15 protein-coding genes are annotated in these 20,245 nt (G+C 45.5%); all 15 read right to left on the bottom strand.

The features are described 5' to 3' along the window. Nucleotides 1-20 precede the first annotated feature (20 nt). The 15 genes from secA to rsmH all read right to left on the bottom strand — a co-directional run bounded on the left by secA (nt 21) and on the right by rsmH (nt 20,094). Nucleotides 21-2,753 (bottom strand): preprotein translocase subunit SecA, encoded by a 2,733-nt coding sequence (gene secA / locus MD535_RS04185; RefSeq protein WP_265673678.1) that lies wholly within the window; start codon nt 2,751-2,753, stop codon nt 21-23. A 553-nt stretch (nt 2,754-3,306) separates the two neighbouring features. After that, nucleotides 3,307-4,224 (bottom strand): UDP-3-O-acyl-N-acetylglucosamine deacetylase, encoded by a 918-nt coding sequence (lpxC, locus tag MD535_RS04180; RefSeq protein ID WP_265673677.1) that lies wholly within the window; start codon nt 4,222-4,224, stop codon nt 3,307-3,309. Nucleotides 4,225-4,323: 99 nt separating this feature from the next. Further along, nucleotides 4,324-5,547, bottom strand: coding sequence for a cell division protein FtsZ (ftsZ, locus tag MD535_RS04175; protein WP_265673676.1), 1,224 nt, complete (start codon nt 5,545-5,547; stop codon nt 4,324-4,326). A 29-nt stretch (nt 5,548-5,576) separates the two neighbouring features. Continuing rightward, nucleotides 5,577-6,839 carry a cell division protein FtsA gene (ftsA, locus tag MD535_RS04170; protein ID WP_265673675.1) on the bottom strand — a complete coding sequence of 421 codons (1,263 nt, stop codon included), beginning with the start codon at nt 6,837-6,839 and terminating at the stop codon, nt 5,577-5,579. Nucleotides 6,840-6,976: 137 nt separating this feature from the next. Further along, nucleotides 6,977-7,747, bottom strand: a complete 771-nt coding sequence (locus MD535_RS04165) for a cell division protein FtsQ/DivIB (RefSeq protein WP_265673812.1) — start codon at nt 7,745-7,747, stop codon at nt 6,977-6,979. Nucleotides 7,748-8,021: 274 nt separating this feature from the next. Then, a complete protein-coding gene (gene murC, locus MD535_RS04160; protein ID WP_265673674.1) occupies nt 8,022-9,488 on the bottom strand; it encodes a UDP-N-acetylmuramate--L-alanine ligase in 1,467 nt (488 codons plus the stop codon). Nucleotides 9,489-9,506: 18 nt separating this feature from the next. Further along, nucleotides 9,507-10,568 carry an undecaprenyldiphospho-muramoylpentapeptide beta-N-acetylglucosaminyltransferase gene (gene murG, locus MD535_RS04155; RefSeq protein WP_265673673.1) on the bottom strand — a complete coding sequence of 354 codons (1,062 nt, stop codon included), beginning with the start codon at nt 10,566-10,568 and terminating at the stop codon, nt 9,507-9,509. Next, complete coding sequence (ftsW, locus tag MD535_RS04150) at nt 10,555-11,775, bottom strand: cell division protein FtsW (protein ID WP_265673672.1); 1,221 nt, start codon at nt 11,773-11,775, stop codon at nt 10,555-10,557. Before ftsW ends, murG begins: the two co-directional genes overlap by 14 nt. A 16-nt stretch (nt 11,776-11,791) precedes the next feature. Further along, a complete protein-coding gene (murD, locus tag MD535_RS04145) occupies nt 11,792-13,126 on the bottom strand; it encodes a UDP-N-acetylmuramoyl-L-alanine--D-glutamate ligase (RefSeq protein ID WP_265673671.1) in 1,335 nt (444 codons plus the stop codon). A gap of 21 nt (nt 13,127-13,147) precedes the next feature. Beyond that, nucleotides 13,148-14,230, bottom strand: a complete 1,083-nt coding sequence (gene mraY / locus MD535_RS04140; RefSeq protein ID WP_250615751.1) for a phospho-N-acetylmuramoyl-pentapeptide-transferase — start codon at nt 14,228-14,230, stop codon at nt 13,148-13,150. Continuing rightward, entirely contained in the window at nt 14,227-15,588 is a 1,362-nt protein-coding gene (locus MD535_RS04135; RefSeq protein WP_265673670.1) for a UDP-N-acetylmuramoyl-tripeptide--D-alanyl-D-alanine ligase, read from the bottom strand. The genes mraY and MD535_RS04135 overlap by 4 nt, the downstream gene beginning before the upstream one ends. Beyond that, nucleotides 15,585-17,069 (bottom strand): UDP-N-acetylmuramoyl-L-alanyl-D-glutamate--2,6-diaminopimelate ligase, encoded by a 1,485-nt coding sequence (murE, locus tag MD535_RS04130; RefSeq protein ID WP_265673669.1) that lies wholly within the window; start codon nt 17,067-17,069, stop codon nt 15,585-15,587. The genes MD535_RS04135 and murE overlap by 4 nt, the downstream gene beginning before the upstream one ends. A gap of 15 nt (nt 17,070-17,084) precedes the next feature. Further along, a complete protein-coding gene (locus MD535_RS04125) occupies nt 17,085-18,815 on the bottom strand; it encodes a penicillin-binding transpeptidase domain-containing protein (RefSeq protein ID WP_265673668.1) in 1,731 nt (576 codons plus the stop codon). Then, a complete protein-coding gene (ftsL, locus tag MD535_RS04120; protein ID WP_250615755.1) occupies nt 18,812-19,132 on the bottom strand; it encodes a cell division protein FtsL in 321 nt (106 codons plus the stop codon). The genes MD535_RS04125 and ftsL overlap by 4 nt, the downstream gene beginning before the upstream one ends. A gap of 11 nt (nt 19,133-19,143) precedes the next feature. Next, on the bottom strand, nt 19,144-20,094 hold the full coding sequence (gene rsmH, locus MD535_RS04115) for a 16S rRNA (cytosine(1402)-N(4))-methyltransferase RsmH (protein WP_265673667.1): 951 nt from the start codon (nt 20,092-20,094) through the stop codon (nt 19,144-19,146). Nucleotides 20,095-20,245: the final 151 nt, after the last annotated feature.

Genomic DNA, 20,245 nt, shown 5'->3' with positions numbered 1-20,245 from the left:
CTTTTTAATTACATCATTATTTAATTAATCTGACCATGACACTGCTTGTACTTCTTACCCGATCCGCATGGACAAGGCTCATTACGGCCAACTTTACGCTCTTCACGAACAACTGGCTGGTGAGCATCGTTTTGCTCTTCGTCACTGTGGTCAGCGAGTTGATTTTCAGCACTTGCATGTTGAGGCTTAGCACGGCGCGCCGCTTCTTCTGCTTGAGCTTGACGCTGAGCTTCCATACGCTCAACTTCTTCTTGCTGCTGAACTCGAACTTTAGACAAGATGGTAATCACATCCAGCTTAAGTGACTCAAGTAACTGTTCAAACAGTTCAAATGATTCACGCTTATACTCTTGTTTCGGGTTCTTCTGTGCGTAACCACGTAAATGGATACCTTGACGTAGATGATCCATTGCAGCCAAGTGCTCTTTCCACAATGTATCGAGCGTTTGCAACATGACTGACTTTTCGAAATTGCGCAGTACAGAAGCTCCAACCGTTTCTTCTTTTTGGTTATAAACCGTAACGGCGGTCTCTAGAATCTTCTCTCGAAGTGCTTCTTCATACAGCTTGTCATCTTCTTCTAGCCATGTAGTAAGAGGAAGATCTAAGTCGAAGTCGTTTTTCAGGCGCTCTTGAAGACCTTTCACATCCCACATATCTTCCAGAGATTGCGGGGCGATATACTCATCAATGACCGACGTAAAGACATCTGCGCGATTATGCTCAAGCATTTCGCGAATATCTTCCGCCGTCATTAACTCATCACGAAGCTCGTAAACGACTTTACGTTGATCGTTGGCAACATCATCGAATTCAAGTAGTTGCTTACGAATATCGAAGTTGCGTCCTTCCACTTTACGTTGCGCTTTTTCAATCGAGCGAGACAACATCTTACTTTCAATAGCCTCACCTTCATCCATACCACTTTGAATCAAGCCCGCCATACGATCAGAAGTGAAGATACGCAGTAGCTGATCTTCCATAGAGAGATAGAAACGTGAAGAACCTGCATCGCCCTGACGACCAGAACGACCACGTAATTGGTTATCGATACGACGTGATTCGTGACGTTCCGTACCAATAATGTGCAAACCACCTGACTCTAATACTTTATCGTGCACTACTCGCCAGTCTGCTTTGATCGCATCAATTTGTTCTTGCGTCGCATTACCTAGCGCTTCAACTTGAGATTGCCAGCTGCCGCCTAACACAATATCCGTACCACGACCTGCCATGTTAGTTGCAATAGTTACCGCGCCTGGTGTACCCGCTTCGGCAACAATTTCAGCTTCTCTTTCATGGAATTTCGCATTCAGTACATTGTGTTTTACTTTTGCTTCTTTCAAAGCATTAGACAGCAATTCCGATTTTTCAATCGACACAGTACCCACAAGAATCGGTTGACCATTCGCAGCACGTACTTTGATATCTTCAATGATAGCGTTGAATTTTTCTGCTTCAGTACGATAAACCACATCTGGCATGTCATCACGAACCATTGGTTTATTGGTTGGGATAACGACTGTTTCCAATCCATAGATAGACTGGAATTCAAACGCTTCCGTATCAGCAGTACCTGTCATGCCTGACAGTTTTTCATACAAACGGAAGAAGTTTTGGAAAGTAATCGAAGCCAGCGTTTGGTTTTCATTTTGAATCTTAACGCCTTCTTTGGCTTCCACAGCTTGGTGGAGACCTTCAGACCAACGACGACCCGGCATAGTACGGCCAGTGTGCTCATCAACAATGACGACCTCACCTTCTTCGGTAACGATATAGTCAACGTTAACTTCAAACAACACATGAGCACGCAACGCGGCATTCACGTGATGCAGTAAGCTAATGTTGGTTGGAGAATACAGAGTATCTCCTTCTTCCATCATGCCATTTTTAATCAGTAGTTCTTCAACGAACTCCTGACCAGTCTCAGTCAAATGAACCTGTTTTGATTTTTCATCAACAGTATAGTGGCCGTCGCCGCGGTACTCTTCCGAGTCTTCCTGCTCTTGCACCTGAAGGTGTGGGATTAACGTGTTGATGCGAGTATAAAGCTCTGAGCTATCTTCTGCTGGACCTGAAATGATAAGCGGCGTACGCGCTTCATCAATCAAGATAGAATCCACTTCATCGACAACAGCAAAGAAACGAGCGCGTTGTACGCGATCTTCTTCGCGGAACGCCATATTGTCGCGTAGGTAGTCGAAACCAAATTCGTTATTTGTTCCGTACAAAATGTCCGCTTGGTAGGCTTCTTTTTTCTCTTGGGGATGCATATTGGGAACGTTGACACCAACGGTCATGCCCAGGAATTCAAACAACGCTCGGTTTGTTTCAGCATCACGTTTTGCTAGGTAATCGTTGACGGTAACGATATGAACACCTTTGCCTGGCAGAGCATTCAAGTAAGCTGGGAGTGTTGCTGTCAGTGTTTTACCTTCACCTGTTCTCATTTCAGCGATTTGACCTGAGTTCAGTACCATGCCACCAATGAGCTGCACATCAAAGTGACGCATGCCGAATACACGTTTCGATGCTTCACGTACCGTTGCAAATGCTTCTGGCAAGATGCGGTCTAGGTCTTCACCTTTATCCAGTCTCTCACGGAACTCTATCGTTTTCGCTTTTAAATCTTCATCCGATAGTGACTCAAATTGAGGTTCAAAGTCGTTAATCTGTTTAACAATTTTTTTTAGTCGACGCAATGTTCTATCATTGCGACTACCAATGACCTTCGTCAGTAGCTTAGTAATCATTGTGAATTTTTTCTCTCTACCATTAGATCATACTGACCTATTAAAATTGCCTTCCGTCTCGACTAGGGTCTATTGACCTAACAGAGATAAAATCTATATAAGCTGATATTGAGTTCAAACTTAAAAATTTCAAGGCAGACTTACCAATTAATGGCCATAGTGTAAGGAATTTTTGTCCTAACAACCAAGTAACTAGGCAAACTAACCTCAATTTGTTTGATGTATTTGGAAGTTTTTGCAATTTGAGTGTTTAAAAAACAAAATTGTCGCCGAAATAGCGCGATGAGGATACCGGTAGTCTCGGTTAAAAATGCAATCTAAACATGCAGCAATACGCTCCCCAGTCTCATCCGAGTCACCTACAAACGCCATAACACGGCAATATCGATTAGAGTTTACGAAAAATAGGTTAACAAAGGGCAAGAATTTGCCGTGGTTATTGATAGATAGGCAAGAGAGCTTAGTCATGTCACGTTTAGTGAGAAGTGGAAAAAGTGAGTCGCTTAAACGAAAAAAATCAGGCGCTAGGCCTGATTTTTCATTTAGATTCTTATTATGCTAGAACCATTGCCGGGTCAGCAAAAGCAACCGGTGATCCAACTTCTTCTTCGAATGTTGCCCACTCCCAGGCTTCTTGGTCCGCTAGAACCGCACGCAATAACTGGTTATTGAGGCCGTGTCCTGACTTATAAGCAGAGAACTCACCAACAATGGCATGTCCTGCCATGTATAAGTCACCAATGGCATCCAGTACTTTATGAGTGACAAATTCATTCTCAAAACGAAGACCTTCTTCATTTAAGATTCGGTACTCATCAAGTACGATGGCGCAGTTGAAACTACCGCCTAAGCATAGATTTTGAGATTGAAGGTACTCAATATCACGCATAAAACCAAAAGTACGAGCACGTGAAATTTCTTTCACAAAACCTTGAGATGAGAAATCAAACTTCAGTCGCTGCTCATCTGAATCAATTGCAGGGTGGTTGAACTCAATTTCAAAGTCCATGCGGAAACCGTTGTATGGGCGTAGTTCTGCCCATTTATCTTCATCTTCAAAGCGCACTGGCTTTTTGATGCGAATAAAACGCTTCGGTGCATTTTGCACTTCAATACCCGCTTGTTGAAGTAGGTAAACAAACGGACTTGCACTGCCATCCATAATTGGAATCTCAGGCGCATCAACTTCAACAATAATGTTATCAATACCCATACCCGCTAACGCAGCACTAAGGTGCTCAACAGTAGAGATACGGATACCTTCGTCGTTCACCAGTGCGGTACAAAGCATTGTGTCGCGCACTGACAATGGGTCTGCAGGAAAATCAACAGGAGGGTTTACGTCTGTACGACGGTAAATCACACCAGTGTTAGCCGCAGCTGGTCGTAGAGTTAGTGTTACTTTACGGCCAGAGTGGAGGCCCACCCCCACTGTAGTCACTATTTCTTTCAGCGTACGTTGTTTGATCATCTGCAAACCTCTTAATCTACGTTACATATCACTGTTGATAATGTAAGCAACCGCGAATCCTACCAGAATTTTGAGCTATGTCAAATTCAAGCGGATTTATTAGTCCGCTTGACGACGCAAAAATGCTGGAATATCTAAGTAGCCATTTTCCTTTTCAGGTTTTGGTACAGCGTTGTTTGCTGAACTCGCCGGCGCGCTTGCCGATGGTGCAGGTTGCTGTTTAACCTCTGGCTTCTGAGTATTTACATGCACATTTGGTGCCACTTTCTCTTCAACTTTCGCAGCTTGAGTTTGTGGTGCCGACTGTGGCTGAGCAGTTGCAACGGGGGCTTTACCACCAGCAACTAAAGTAATATCAGGTTTACGTTCATTGCCAATACCTGTAGCAACAACCGTTACTCGAATTTCATCGCTCATATCTGGGTCAAGAGACGTACCAATAACAACCGTTGCATTATCAGAAGCAAATGCCTTAACCGTGTTACCAACCGTTTCAAACTCGTCCAAGCGCATGTCTAGACCAGCAGTAATGTTCACAAGAACACCACGAGCACCAGCAAGATCAATGTCTTCAAGAAGTGGGCTAGAAATGGCCATTTCAGCCGCCTCTTCCGCTCGGTCTTCACCTTTCGCGACACCACTACCCATCATTGCATGTCCCATTTCAGACATCACGGTACGAACATCGGCGAAATCGACGTTAATCATACCAGGGCGAGTAATCAACTCAGCAATACCTTGAACCGCGTTTTTAAGTACGTCGTTCGCACTTGCAAAGGCTTCAAGTAAAGTCACACCGCGACCTAGCACCTTGAGAAGCTTTTCGTTCGGGATTGTAATCAAAGAATCAACATGCTTAGAAAGCTCTTCAATTCCTTGCTCAGCAAACGCCAAACGTTTTTTACCTTCAAAGCTAAATGGTTTCGTTACTACGGCAACGGTTAAGATGCCCAGTTCTTTCGCCACTTCAGCAATCACAGGCGCCGCACCAGTACCTGTGCCACCGCCCATACCTGCTGCGATAAACACCATATCGGCGCCAGTAATGCTTTCTTTAATTCTTTCTTTATCTTCTAGAGCTGCATCACGTCCAACTTGTGGGTTTGCACCCGCACCCAAGCCTTTTGTGATATCACCACCAATTTGAATGACGTGGTTAATACTCGTTTTGCGAAGCGCTTGTGCGTCTGTATTTACACTGATGAAATCAACCCCTTCGATTGATTCGCGCACCATGTGTTCAACAGCGTTACCACCGCCACCGCCAACTCCAACTACCTTGATTACCGCTTCGTCAGACATTTCCATCATCGGTTCAAACATTTGTTATCTCCGTTTCCCTGCAACTCAGGTTAAAACTCTTTTTGTATCCAATTACGCAATTTTCCGAATAGTGTCGACACCGATTGACGTTTTGGTTCGTTATAATCATTGTCGTCATTAATCTGACTATCTCTTGCGTAATGAAGTAATCCTACAGCCGTCGAATGATACGGCTCTTTAACGTAGTCCGTAAGGCCACTAACCTCGAGAGGTTTGCCAACACGGACCTGGTTGCGAAAAACACGTTCTGCGCATTCAACAACCCCTTCAATTTGCGCGGCGCCACCTGTTAAGACGACTCCGGCAGCGAGATGGTGTTTAACACCACTCTCTCTTAATTTAACCTGTACATTATCAATGGTCTGATTTACCAACCCCATTAACTCTGTATAGCGTGGTTCAATCACTTCCGCCAGCGTTTGACGCTGTAAACTACGAGAAGGACGTCCACCAACACTTGGGACATTAACCGTGTCGTCTTTACTGACTAACTCACTTAATGCGCAGCCGTGTTTAACTTTAATCTCTTCAGCATCACTTAATGGTGTACCGAACGCAAACGCGATATCGCTAGTCACGGCGTTACCTGCGTATGAAAACACTTCTGTGTGTCGTAACGCTCCGCCAGTCCAGATAGACACATCCATCGTGCCAGCACCGATATCAACCACACAAACGCCAAGCTCTCGCTCATCTTCAGTAATGACAGCATTACTTGATGCCAAGCCAGAAAAAACAAGCTGCTCGACTTTTAAGTCACAACGCTCTACTGCCTTAATGATATTCCGTGCCATATCGTTATGGCAAGAAATCAAATGGACACTGACCTCCATTCGAACACCGGATAAACCGAGAGGGTTTTTTATACCTTCTTGATAGTCTATGGTAAATTCTTGCGGAATTACATGCAGAATACGTTGTTCATCACCAATTTTTATAGATTTAGCGGTATGAATCGCTCGGTCCATATCATCTTGTGACACTTCTTCTTCAGAAATGGTTCCCATACCTTTTTCGATACGGCTGGCAATATGACGACCTGACAGAGAGATAAAGACATTGGTGATCTTACATTCAGCCATTAATTCGGCTTGATCAATCGCACGCTGGACTGACTTAACGACAGACTCAAGATCGTTGACACCACCCTTATCCATCCCTCTAGATGGACTGGATCCAGCACCAATAATATTCACCTGACCGTCTGGTAAAATCTCTCCTACCAAGGCCGACACGGTAGCAGTGCCTATATCAAGACCGACAATTAAATTGTCATCCATGGTCTTAGTCATCTGTACTCTCTTATTGTAAAGTTTCAATTACCATTTAAGTTTCTCCACCAGATCAATAATTTCACCGATAAAGAGACTTAATCGCAAGACTGAATTTATGTATCAACACTCAAAATATCGATACATAATGTCAGTCGTTAACTTGCTATATTCTTGGCGCTACCATTGCTTTCCATCACTTCAGCATCAGGAAACCAACCCACAGCCGCACCGGTATCGTATCGCAAATCAATATAACTCACTTGAGATACCTTCTCACCGAGTCGTTGATATAAGAAAATAAATCGCTGCAAACGGTCGTTCAGTGCATCTTTACCGAGCTCGACTCGAATTCCATTATCTAAAATCACCTGCCAAGCACGGCGCTCATTTAATACTAAAGATGAAATCGATAGCCCTAATGCCGACAATTTTTTATTGCTTTCTCTATAAGCGTTCAACACTTTGAGCTGTGTTCCTGCCGGCCCATACAGTTTCACTTTTTCTTCTTCAATTTGCGAAACATCGCCATTAAAGATCACACCGGAAGCATCCAGCATTTCAATGCCATTCCAAATAGCACTGGCTTGATATTCCGTTAAGAATACTTTAACAGTATCTGGCCACTGCTTTCTTACGGAAGCTTGAGATACCCACTCGATATTCTCAACACTGGCTTGCAATACATTAATGTCCTGAGACATGAATGTACCTATATGATCAAGGTGAGCAAACGCATCTTGCACGTCTTTTGCCGACACGTGAGTCAGTTCACCCTGCAATACAATTTTAGACAAAGGAAGTCGTTGATCGTCCCACATCCAACTTATAGTGGCGTAGAGCATAGAGCCGATAGTAATAATGACAATAAACAAAAATGCCAAACCTAAACTGTTTTGCTTCAACAACGTGACGGGTTGTTTTAGCAAAGTGGCGGATTTTTTGTATGTTGCGCTGCTCGCAGAAGCTTCTGTCAAACCTATTGGTCCCTAATTAGTCTCTTCACCTTTTAAGATTGCCGAGTAAGCGTCTATTCTATTGTCTATAACCTTAGGATTATACTAACGAATATCAAACTATCAAACACTGAACCACATAAATCTGATGATTTGAGCTGGAAATCCGTAAAAAATCGGCTTGGGCAACTTTATAAGTTAAAACCAAGCCGTACAGCGTACTTTTATTTAACAGAATACACAATAACTAGCAATCGCTATTTTGCATCGTTTTGATGCTTAGCTCCATCGCTTGTAGTTGTTTCGCTACTTTACCGATATCACCTGCACCTTGCGTCAGCACTAAGTCTCCATCTTGCAAAAGATTGGATAAAACCGAGGGTAAACTGTTAATTTCTGGAACAAAAACAGGATCTAATTTCCCTCGCGTACGTATAGTCCGACACAGGGCTCGACCATCGGCACCTACAATTGGCGCTTCGCCCGCAGAATACACATCCAACATCACTAATACATCGACCTGTTCCAGTACATTGGCAAAGTCTTCATACAAGTCACGAGTCCGGCTGTAACGGTGGGGTTGAAATACCATGACAAGGCGCTTATCACTCCACCCATTGCGTGCCGCTTTAATGGTCACGTCAACTTCTGTAGGGTGATGCCCATAGTCATCCACTAGCATGACATTGCCATTACCGGTATCAAATTCACCCAAGTGCTCAAAGCGACGACCCGTCCCCTCAGTACCCAGCATAGCTTTGACTATCGCCTCGTCAGAAATATTATCTTCCGTTGCAACTGCAATCGCCGCGGATGCGTTCAGAGCATTATGCTCACCAGGTATATTGAGCGTAATATCTAGGTTATCTCGGTCTTTTCTGACAACAGTAAACTTACCTTGCTGCCCTTCTTGACGGTAATTTTCAATACGAACGTCGGCATCATCAGAAAACCCGTAAGTAATCACTTGGCGGCTGATACGAGGAATGAGCTCTCGCACAACGGGATCATCGACACAAACCACCGCTTGACCATAAAATGGCAAATTATGCAGAAAATCGATAAACGTCTGTTTCAGCGTATCAAAATCTCCACCGTAGGTATCCATGTGGTCTGCCTCAATATTAGTGACAATACTGACCATGGGTTGAAGGTGAAGGAAAGACGCATCACTTTCATCGGCTTCAGCAATTAAAATACGGCTTGAACCAAGGCGTGCATTGGTTCCAGCGCTTTTCACCAAACCACCATTCACAAACGTCGGATCCATGCCTGCTTCAGAATAGATCTGTGTCACTAAGGCTGTGGTGGTCGTTTTACCATGTGTCCCCGCGACTGCGATACCATGGCGGAAACGCATCAGTTCAGCCAACATTTCCGCTCGCTGCACTACTGGTATACGCAACTCTTTTGCCGCCATCAACTCAGGGTTATCGGCATTAATAGCCGTTGATACAACAACAACACTCGCCTGATCGATATTGCTTGCTTGATGACCAAGATAGATCGTTGCGCCTTTTTCGAGCAAGCGTTCGGTCACGGCATTACTTCCAAGGTCAGAGCCGGTAATTTGATACCCCTCATTGAGTAATACCTCGGCAATCCCACTCATTCCTGCGCCACCGATACCAACGAAGTGAATGGTTTTCACTCGTCGCATTTCCGGTACTAAAGCACGAATTTGTGCTAAATCTTGTTTGTGCTGCTGTGTCATTAAAAACGTCTCATTAATCTAATTTGTTAATTCTATAATTTCGTTGGCTACGCGCGTATCTGCGTCAAGTTTAGCGGCTTTTCGAGCATTTATCGCCAAACTAACCAACTGCACTCGATCTAGAACGCGAATTTGTTCTGCGAGAGCGTCCACCGTTAAATCAGGTTGCTCAATCATATACGCAGCACCACTATTCACAAGATGATCGCCATTAAGCGCTTGTTGTCGATCTTTATGCATAAATGGTACAAAAATAGCACCAACGCCAACTGCGGCCAATTCCGATACCGTTAAGGCACCTGAACGGCATACCACTAAATCGGCCCATTGGTACGCGGCGGATACATCATCAATAAAATCGCTAACGGTCGCACGCGATACACCACATTGTTGATACTCACGACTCACCGACTCTTGATTTCCTTTGCCCGCTTGATGGCGAACCTCATAACCGTCCCCCAACGCTTGCAATACTGGAGGAAGCGTTTTGTTGAGAATCTGAGCGCCTTGGCTACCACCCATTACAAGAACGCGAATATCCCCTTCTCGATGAGCAAGACGTGCCTCTGGTGGTTCAATATTCAATAAATCTTGTCTGACCGGATTTCCCACCACTTCTGCATTAGGAAATGCACCAGGAAACGCTTGAAAGACCTTTTTAGCAATCTTGGATAACCAGCTATTCGTTAAACCTGCTACGCCATTTTGTTCATGTAATACGACCGGAATTCCTAAGCTCCAAGCGGCAATCCCCCCGGGACCACTGACGTATCCTCCCATGCCAAGTACCGCATCAGGCTGCCAGTTTTTAAGATGAGCTCTGGCTTGTAAAATCGCACTAAAGATCTGGAACGGGGCCTTGATCAACTTTGCAATACCTTGACCACGTAACCCTTTAACTTTAATGAAATCAATTTCAATACCATGTTTCGGGACAAGCTCGGCTTCCATTCTGTCCGCCGTACCAAGCCAGCGAATATCCCATCCCTGCTCCTGAAGTCTTGTCGCTACAGCGAGACCAGGAAAGACGTGACCGCCAGTACCACCAGCCATCACCATTAATCGTTTATTTATCTTCATTATTCACTACTTTTTCTTCTGGCGCTTTTTGCGGTTTCTTAGCCTCAACACTATCCGGTAATAGACGGCATTCGTGGTCAATTCTCAGTAAAATTGACACTGCCACGGACATAATAATCAAACTCGAACCACCATAACTAATCAGCGGCAGTGTTAAGCCTTTCGTCGGCACCATGCCAGCGGCGGCTCCCACATTAACAAGGGTTTGAAATGCAAACCAGATACCAATAGCAAAAGAGAGATAACCACCAAAAAGTTCTTGTTTTTCAAAGGCTCTCTTACCAATAAATAGCGCTTTAATTACCAAGCCAAAGACTAACATCAAGACTAATACTACGCCGATATAGCCCAACTCCTCAGCCAAGACTGCAAAAACAAAATCGGTATGCGCTTCTGGTAAATATTCCAACTTTTGAATGGAGTTACCTAGCCCTTGCCCCATCAAGTTACCACGACCAAATGCCATTAATGATTGAGTCAGTTGATAACCGCTCCCGAACGGATCTTCCCAAGGGTCCAAGAACGATGTCACCCGTCGTACACGATAGGGTTCAGCTAAAATAAGCCCTATGACCGCTGTTACTCCTGCAACAAAAAGCGCAATAAAATGCGAGAGTTTTGCTCCAGCAACAAACAGCATGCCGAACAGTGTCACTAGCATCACGACAACAGAACCTAAGTCAGGTTGCCCCAATAAGAGCACAGCCAATGTCATGAATACCAAAATGGGTTTAATGAATCCCCCAAAGAACGACTGTCGAACCTCATCTTGTTTACGAACCAAGTAGCCTGACATAAAAATAAACAGCGACAATTTTGCCACTTCTGCAGGCTGCAAGTTAAACAGCCCCAACGGGATCCAGCGAGAAGCCCCATTCACCGATTTACCCGCTACCAATACCACCACGAGCAAAAAAACGGAGATAGCTAAAAGATAAGAGCTGTATTGAAACCATTTTTTAACCGGTACTTGTAGCACTACCGATGACACACCAATGGCTAAGCATAAAAAAATGGCATGTCTAAACATGAAGTGGAAAGGCTGATCAGTTAATCGAGAACTGATTGGAAAGGAGGCGGATGTCACCATCACTAGGCCGATCATCATTAAACCAAGTGCTAACCAGACAAGCTGTCGGTCATAAAGCGCCTTCGGTGCTGGCATAGATAACCAATCTGAAGTGCGTTGTTTAACTTGATGAAACATACTCGACCTGTCCGTATTAACTAACTTGTGGTGCGTATTGCAAAGCCAGTGCTGAAAAATGATCACCACGAGCCATAAAGTTGGCAAACTGATCAAAGCTTGCACATGCTGGAGAAAGCATCACCATATCACCCTTGGTGAGCATTGGCGTAATATGAGCAATCGCGTCATCAAGCGAAGAAAATTGTTGGGCGCTTGAGTGAAGCTCGGTAAAACAAGCTTTATCACGACCAAAACAGCAGAGCATGACATTTAATTGAGATAAGGGGTCAGCCAAGGCACTGAAATCTGCGCCTTTACCCTCGCCGCCAACAAGAAGATATAGTTTACCTTCTAATGTTAGGCCCGATAACGCCGCTAGCGTGCTCGCCACATTCGTCGCCTTGGAGTCGTTGACCCACGTCACACCTTGTTTCTTTACTACCGCTTGACAGCGATGGCTCAAACCAGAGTAGCGCGTCAATGTGTCAATGGCACGGCGATAATCGATGCCCGTAAGCTTAAGTAGCGCACAAGCCACCAGCGCATTAGACCAGTTATGTTTACCCACCAGACTTAAGCGTGTTGTGTCGACTATCGGCTCACCATGATCCATTAACCATGTCGTGCCCTGTGCCTCCGACATACCAAAAGCCTGATTATCAAAACCAAACGTCTCAATCTGGCAAGTAGTACCCAATTCATCAGGATACGTTTCCGGCTCGGCTCGATTAACAAGGGCATATTCAGCGTTCATGAAAATACGACGTTTCGCTTGCGCGTAATCGCTCATCCCTTGATATCGGTCCATGTGGTCTTCTGACAGATTTAAAAATGCCGCCACAGTCAGCTTTAAACTCGATGTTGTTTCCAACTGAAAGCTCGATAATTCCAATACATAAAGATCCGCATCCATAGTAAGCAAATCTAAAGCCGGTACGCCAATATTGCCGCCGACGCCAACTGACATCCCCGTCGCTTTAGCCAACGCTCCCGTTAGATCGGTCACGGTACTTTTACCGTTAGAGCCGGTAATGGCGATGACGGGTTTCGTATTTGCCCAAGCAAACAATTCAATATCACCCACAACGGGAACACCAGCCTGCCTAGCAACATCAATTTCGGGCGTCGCTAAAGCAATACCAGGATTGCACACCACAAGATCAGCCTCATTTAACCACTGCTGATTAAAGCTTCCACAATGCAACTCAACACCATCAGGCAACTCACTTGCACCCGGAGCTTGAGTTCGAGAATCCATGACGCGAATACAAAGCGTATGTGGCAGTTTTTGAAGGTGATTAACGACTGAGAGCCCGGTAATACCGAGCCCTACAACAACAACATTGTGAATGTTTTGCCAACGTTCCATGCTTACTTTCCCTAACCTGACTTAACGTACTTTTAGCGTAGCTAAACCAATTAAAACAAGAACGATAGAGATAATCCAAAAGCGCACAATAACACGAGGTTCTGGCCATCCTTTTAGCTCATAGTGGTGATGGATAGGCGCCATACGGAAAATACGCTGCCCACGCAGCTTGTAAGAACCTACCTGCAAAATCACCGACAAGGTTTCCATAACAAAAACACCACCCATGATCACTAATACGAACTCTTGGCGAACCAATACCGCTATTACACCAAGCGCGCCGCCCAGTGCCAGTGAACCCACATCGCCCATAAATACTTGTGCTGGATAAGTGTTAAACCACAAAAAGCCAAGCCCTGCACCAACGATCGCGGTACAAACCACCACTAGCTCGGACGTATAAGGGATATGAGGGATATGCAAATAATTGGCAAAGTTCACGTTACCCGTTGCCCATGCAATCACCGCAAAGCCGGCTGCTACCAATACCGTTGGCATAATCGCCAAACCATCTAAGCCGTCGGTCAAGTTAACCGCATTGCTGGTACCGACAATAACAAAGTAAGTGAATACAATGTAAAACAGTCCCATTTGCGGCATCACATCTTTAAAGAAAGGCACGACTAGTTGAGTCGCGGCGGTGTCTTGTCCGTGAGCATACAAGGCAAATGCCACCACTAAAGCAATCATTGATTGCCAAAAATACTTCCAGCGAGCAATCAAACCATCGGTGTTTTTGCGGACGACTTTACGGTAATCATCGACAAAGCCGACAGCGCCATAGCCAAGCAGGACAAAGAGAACCGCCCATACATAGGGGTTACTCAAATCAGACCAAAGCAAGATGGTAATGGTGATAGCAAACAGGATCATCACGCCACCCATTGTCGGTGTACCGCGTTTGCTAAAGTGAGATTCTGGACCTTCGTTACGAACCACTTGACCAATTTGCAGCATCTGCAATTTAGCGATCATTTTTGGTCCCATCCATAAGGATATACCGAGCGCCGTCAATACACTGACAATCGCTCTAAATGACAGGTATTCAAAAAGACGAAAAAAAGAAAAGTATGGCTGAAGCAGCTCTGCAAGCCAAATAATCATGTAAAGTTCTCCTTCAGTGCATTGGCTACTTTAAACATACCGGCACTGTTCGCCCCTTTCACCAATAAGGTGTGAGAGGTCTGATTTAGTAATAATAGGTGTTGCTCAATATAATCAAGCATAGCGTCGTGACTTTGAAAATGCTGACCACCGCAAAGGTCACTGATCGCTTTCGCATCTTCACCATAGGTTAAAACATGCTCGAAAGCGAAAGGTGCAGCATGTTGTCCGACTTCTTTGTGAAGTGCAAGGCTTTCATGCCCCAATTCCGCCATGTTGCCCAAAATCAACCAGCGCTCCCCATCAAATTGGGAGAGGAGGTCCACCGCGGCTTTCATCGCAGGCACACTGGCGTTGTAGCTATCGTCAATCAAGGTGATCGTATCTGTCAGTGTCTCTACCTCAACACGTCCTTTCACTTTGTCTAACGTTTTCAATCCAAGTTGAATATGCGCTAATGTTCCACCACATTGCACAGCAAGTGCCGCCGCCGCAATCGCATTACTCACGTTATGCGCGCCCACTAAACCAAGCTGAATCGCCACTTGCCCGATTGGAGTATGCAGTGTAAAGGAGGAGCTACCCTTCGATGACATTGCTATGTCAGAAGCAAAATAGTCTGCGTCAGAGTTTTGCTGAGCAAAAGTGACCACGCATTTATCACGCAGAACATCTTGCCACATTGTCCCACCTTGGCTATCAAGGTTAACTAAAGCAATGCCCCCTGCTTGCAAGCCTTGATAAATTTCACCTTTGGCTTGTTTTACACCATCTAGAGAGCCAAAACCTTCAAGGTGGGCTTCTGCGACATTATTCACTATCGCGATATCAGGATGGGTAAGTTGAGTGGTGTAGGCTATTTCACCAATATGATTTGCGCCCATTTCAATCACTGCGAAATCATCATCTTTGGTGCTTCTTAACAACGTCAAAGGCACGCCAATATCATTGTTAAAATTGCCAGCAGTATATAACACCTGACCCTGCTGGCTTAAAATGCTCGCCACCATCTCTTTAACGGTTGTTTTTCCGCAACTACCAGTAATCGCCACGGTTTTAGTGTGACAACCTTGATGCACATATTCACCGAGTTGACCCAGAGCCTTCAATGAATCTTCAACGATAATTTGCGCAATATCCACGTCGAGCACTCGCTCGACAACAACGGCAGTTGCTCCGTTGTCTTTGGCCTGACCAACAAAATCATGCGCATCAAAACGTTCACCAACTAAGGCAATAAACAGCGCGCCAGTTTCGATCGCTCGTGTGTCGGTCGTGACGTGTTCAATTTGTGTATCTTCACCAATCAGTCGCCCATCGACAACTTGCGCCAGCGTAGATAAAGCAAGTGTGATCATAACGCTACCCCTAATAGAGTCGCGGCCGACTCACGATCAGAGTAGTGTCGAGACTCTTGGCCTATAACCTGATAATCCTCATGCCCTTTACCCGCTAGTAAAATAATATCGGCAATCCCAGCATTAGAGACGGCAAGCTTAGCCGCATCAAATCGGCTATGCTGCACCATGATAGAGTCAGGACTTTGCACACCCGCTAGCATATCAGCAACAATGGCGGCTGGATCTTCACTACGAGGGTTATCATCACTGATAATGACATGGTCGGCGAGCTGCTCGGCAATGCTTGCCATGAGAGGTCGTTTACCTTTATCACGATCACCACCACACCCAACAATCACCCAAAGTTTTCCTTCACAGTGAACGCGTAGTGCTTGCAGCGCTTTTTCTAATGCATCTGGCGTGTGCGCGTAATCAACCACAACTTTCGGTTTTGATACGGCGTGAAATAGCTCCATCCGCCCCAAAACAGGTTGTAAGTTTTGCGCACATTCAATTAACTGCTGCTTATCAAAACCTAACCGAAGCAAAGCTGCCAATGCCAGCATGACATTACACGCATTAAACTGGCCAATAAGGGGAGCCTTGAGTTGACCTTGACCAAAGCAACCATCAAAGTCGATTTCAATACCGTTTTCACTGTATTTGACCTGACTTGCCCACAGCGCATGTTGACCTATTTGATGACCATTAACGGAAACCGCTATCGCATCAGGGCGAGCTTCAAGCCAGCGCACCCCCACTTCATCATCAACATTAATTACCGCGTGTTCACAGTGATGTTGAGTAAACAGTTGTTGTTTCGCCGCTTCATAGCTAGCCATCGTGCCGTGATAGTCCAAGTGGTCGCGGCTAAGGTTGGTGAAAATGCCCAACTTAAAAGGTACAGCGGCGACGCGCCCTTGAATTAACCCATGGGAAGAGACTTCCATCGCTGTATATGACGCACCTTGCCCATCTAGAGAGGCCAATGTTTTTTGCACTTCAATGGCATTTCCAGTGGTGTTCTTTGCCACTTCAAGCTGCTGTAAAAAACCATTACCTGTCGTCCCCATGACTGCCGCACGCTGACCAAGTAATTCGATCCATTGAGCGATAAGCTGAGTGATGGTAGTTTTGCCGTTGGTGCCAGTAATCCCAATCACATTTTGCTGGTAACGATAGAGACGCGCTGCGAGTGTTGATAGAAAGCCGTCTAAGCCATAAAGATAAACAATCGGCACTGAGCCTGTTACGGATACTCGCCCATGCTGGCTTTCTTCATCGGCTTGAGCAATCACACTACTGGCACCCGCCGCAATGGCCTTCTCGATAAACTGGCGACCGTCCACTTCATGACCAATAATGGCAACGAAGGTGTCACCTTGGGTAATGGCGCGGCTATCCAACTCAAGGTTAGCCACTTTGATCGCATCCAGGGTTTTATTGTCGACTTTGAGCCAAGGCTCAAGCAACGCTGTCAATGTCAAAGACGTCAACATAGAAATAGCTCACTTTTATTGAAACTGATTTTCATCAGGCGCAACATTTAAAATCTGCAGCGCCCCTTTCATAATTTCAGAGAATACCGGTCCCGCGACAGACCCACCGTAGTACTGATCGCCCTGCGGTTCATTGATCACCACGACCAGCGAGACTCTAGGGCGACTAACCGGCGCAACGCCAGCCGTTAACGCCACATATTCATCACTGTATCCACCTGCACTCGCTTTACGCGATGTCCCCGTTTTCGCGGCGACACGATAGCCAGGAACCGCAGCTCGGGTGGCGGTTCCACCCGGTTTCGTAACCCCTTCAAGGTAATGCAGTACTTGCAGCGCATTATCATGCTCCATGACTTGCTTCGAGAGATCTTGCTGATTGTTTTCAATGATATGCACTGGTTGGTACAAACCGGCATTACCTAGCGTGGCGTATGCATGCGCCAACTGTAATGGCGTAATAGAGATGCCATAACCAAACGCCAGTGTCGCAATTTCAAATTTAGACCAACGACGGCGATTTGGAAAAATTCCCGACGCCTCACCAATAAGATTAAGTCCAGATACTTGCCCAAAGCCAATCGAGCTATACATTCCCAGTAGCGCTTCTAATGGCATATCTAAAGCCAATTTCGCCACACCGATGTTGCTCGACTTTTGTAGTATTTTCGCGAGGTCCGCTTTCCCTACCTTCGACGTATCCCGAACTCGGCTACCGCCAATTTGCATAATACCGTTGCCAGTATCAATCACCGTTTTGTCATCTGCGGTACCGGCTTCTAATGCCGCGAGCACAACAAACGGTTTCACCGTAGAGCCTGGTTCCATCGAATCGGTAATCACGCGGTTTCGCATGGTAAATGACTGGCGAGACATACGGTTATTTGGGTTATAAGAGGGGGCATTCACCATCGCGAGCACCGCGCCGGTTTCAACATCAATCATCACCGCGCTACCCGATGTGGCACGGTAGTCTGCGACCGCTTGCTTAATGGCGCGATACGCTATCGCCTGTAGGCGTTGGTCAATCGTTAACTCTAATGGTTTGCCTTCTTCACGCTCTTCAAGGGAAATATTTTCAACGACCCGTCCATAGCGATCTTTACGAATAATTCGCTTACCGGCTTCACCCGTTAACCATTTATCGTAACTGCGCTCGACCCCTTCAAGTCCATGACCATCGATGCCTGTCACGCCCACTAAATGAGAGCTCACTTCCCCAGCCGGATAATAACGACGAGATTCCGCTTTTAGCCCAATCCCAGATAATTTGAGTTCTTTTATATACTTAGCCATCGCAGGGCTGACTTGGCGCTGAAGATAGATAAAGCGGCGTGATTTATTCTTGTTAATCTTGGTAATTAAACCTTGGCGTTCCAAACCTAAAACGTCAGCAAGAGCATGCCAGCGATCAATTTCTTGAAAGCCACCATCTTTAAAAATAGTCGCAGGATCGGCCCAAACCGCTTGAACAGGCACACTCACCGCAAGTGGCTCACCATTACGGTCGGAAATAATGCCACGCGCTGATGGCAAGGCTTTGACTCGGACAGAACGGAGATCCCCTTGCTTAATCAAGTTATCAGGCTCGATCACTTGGATATAGCCAATACGTGCCAGTAGAGCGATAAAAATAACAATGACCGCGCCTAAAACCGTACGAAAGCGCCAAGGTATCATTGTTGATGATGAAGGTTGAGGTGTTGGCTTTTTCTTGGTGGGGTTGCTAACTTTTTTGCCTTTCATTTGAGAGAAACCACTACTTCCTTGCTTGCATCTGGACGCTTCATATCAAGCTCTTGCTTAGCCATAGCTTGAACACGGCTATGTTCAGAGAGGGCGTTTTCTTCTAACAATAAGTTTCGCCACTCATTATCCAATCTTTCGCGCTCTTGCAAAGCCATGTCTTTTTCGTTCACGGCTTGTCGGGTATGGTGAGTGGCAAACACCACTCCCATCGCCGTCGCAAAAATAAGCATAAGCGCAATAAGAGGCAATCGACCTACCGTAATAAGGTCGAAAAAAATAACTTTCGCAAGATTATGCTTAGGCTCGTTAGACATCCACTTGTCCGTTACAGTTTTTCAGCAACACGAAGCACTGAGCTTCTAGAGCGAGTATTTACTTCCACTTCTTGATCAGTCGGTTTCAGCGCTTTACCCACCGCTTTGAGGTTGGCACTACCCAACGCACGGATTTGAGCTTCTGTCATCGGAATTCCATGAGGCACTTGTGGGCCTCGGCTCTCTTTACGAATAAAGTGCTTCACCATACGGTCTTCTAACGAGTGAAAACTGATCACCGATAAACGCCCTTCCGGCGCTAAAATACTCGCTGCGCCTTTTAGTGCGGTATCGATTTCATCAAGTTCGCTGTTGATGTAAATACGAAACGCTTGAAAACTACGTGTCGCAGGGTGTTTTTTCTCTTTAAAACTTTTTGGGGCCGCTTCAGAAATTAACTTAGCAAGCTGGCTAGTGCGCGTAAGCGGCTCTTTTTCTTCATCTTCACGATGAGCCACAATTGCTTTTGCGATGCGGCGAGCATGTTTGTCTTCGCCAAACTCACGAATAACCCAAGTAATATCATCCAAGTCCGCTTCGGCTAACCATTGAGATACCGGCATACCCGACGTTGGGTCCATTCGCATATCTAGAGGCCCATCTTTCATGAAGCTAAAACCACGTTCCGCATCATCAAGCTGTGGCGAAGACACGCCAAGATCGAGCAATACACCATCAATTTTACCAACTAAATCATAACGCTCTGCGTATTGCGCCATCCCAGAAAATGGACCATGGATGATGGTAAAGCGAGGGTCATCAATTTTACCGGCTTCCTCAATTGCTTGGGGATCACGGTCGATACTATAAAGGCGACCATTTTCACCTAATTGTGAAAGAATTTGACGACTATGACCACCACGACCAAACGTGCCATCTATATAGATACCGTCAGGCTTAATGGCTAGGCCGTCGATGGATTCATGCAGTAAAACTGAAACGTGTTGAAAGGATTCGCTCATGGGTGATCTCAAGAGTTGCTTAGGGCAAAGATGACAAGTGTACTGATTTCACGAAGTAACGTCATCTGGTTAAGTTCAGCCTAACGTAAAGATAGGTGATAAAAAAGCAAAAAACCCATCACAAAATCAATTTGTAATGGGTTTTTCTTAA

It is taken from the genome of Vibrio qingdaonensis (genome assembly GCF_026191675.1).
GTDB classification, from domain to species: Bacteria; Pseudomonadota; Gammaproteobacteria; order Enterobacterales; family Vibrionaceae; genus Vibrio; species Vibrio qingdaonensis.
Note: the sequence above shows the minus strand (reverse complement) of the source record. Positions and strands in the feature narration are given on the sequence as shown.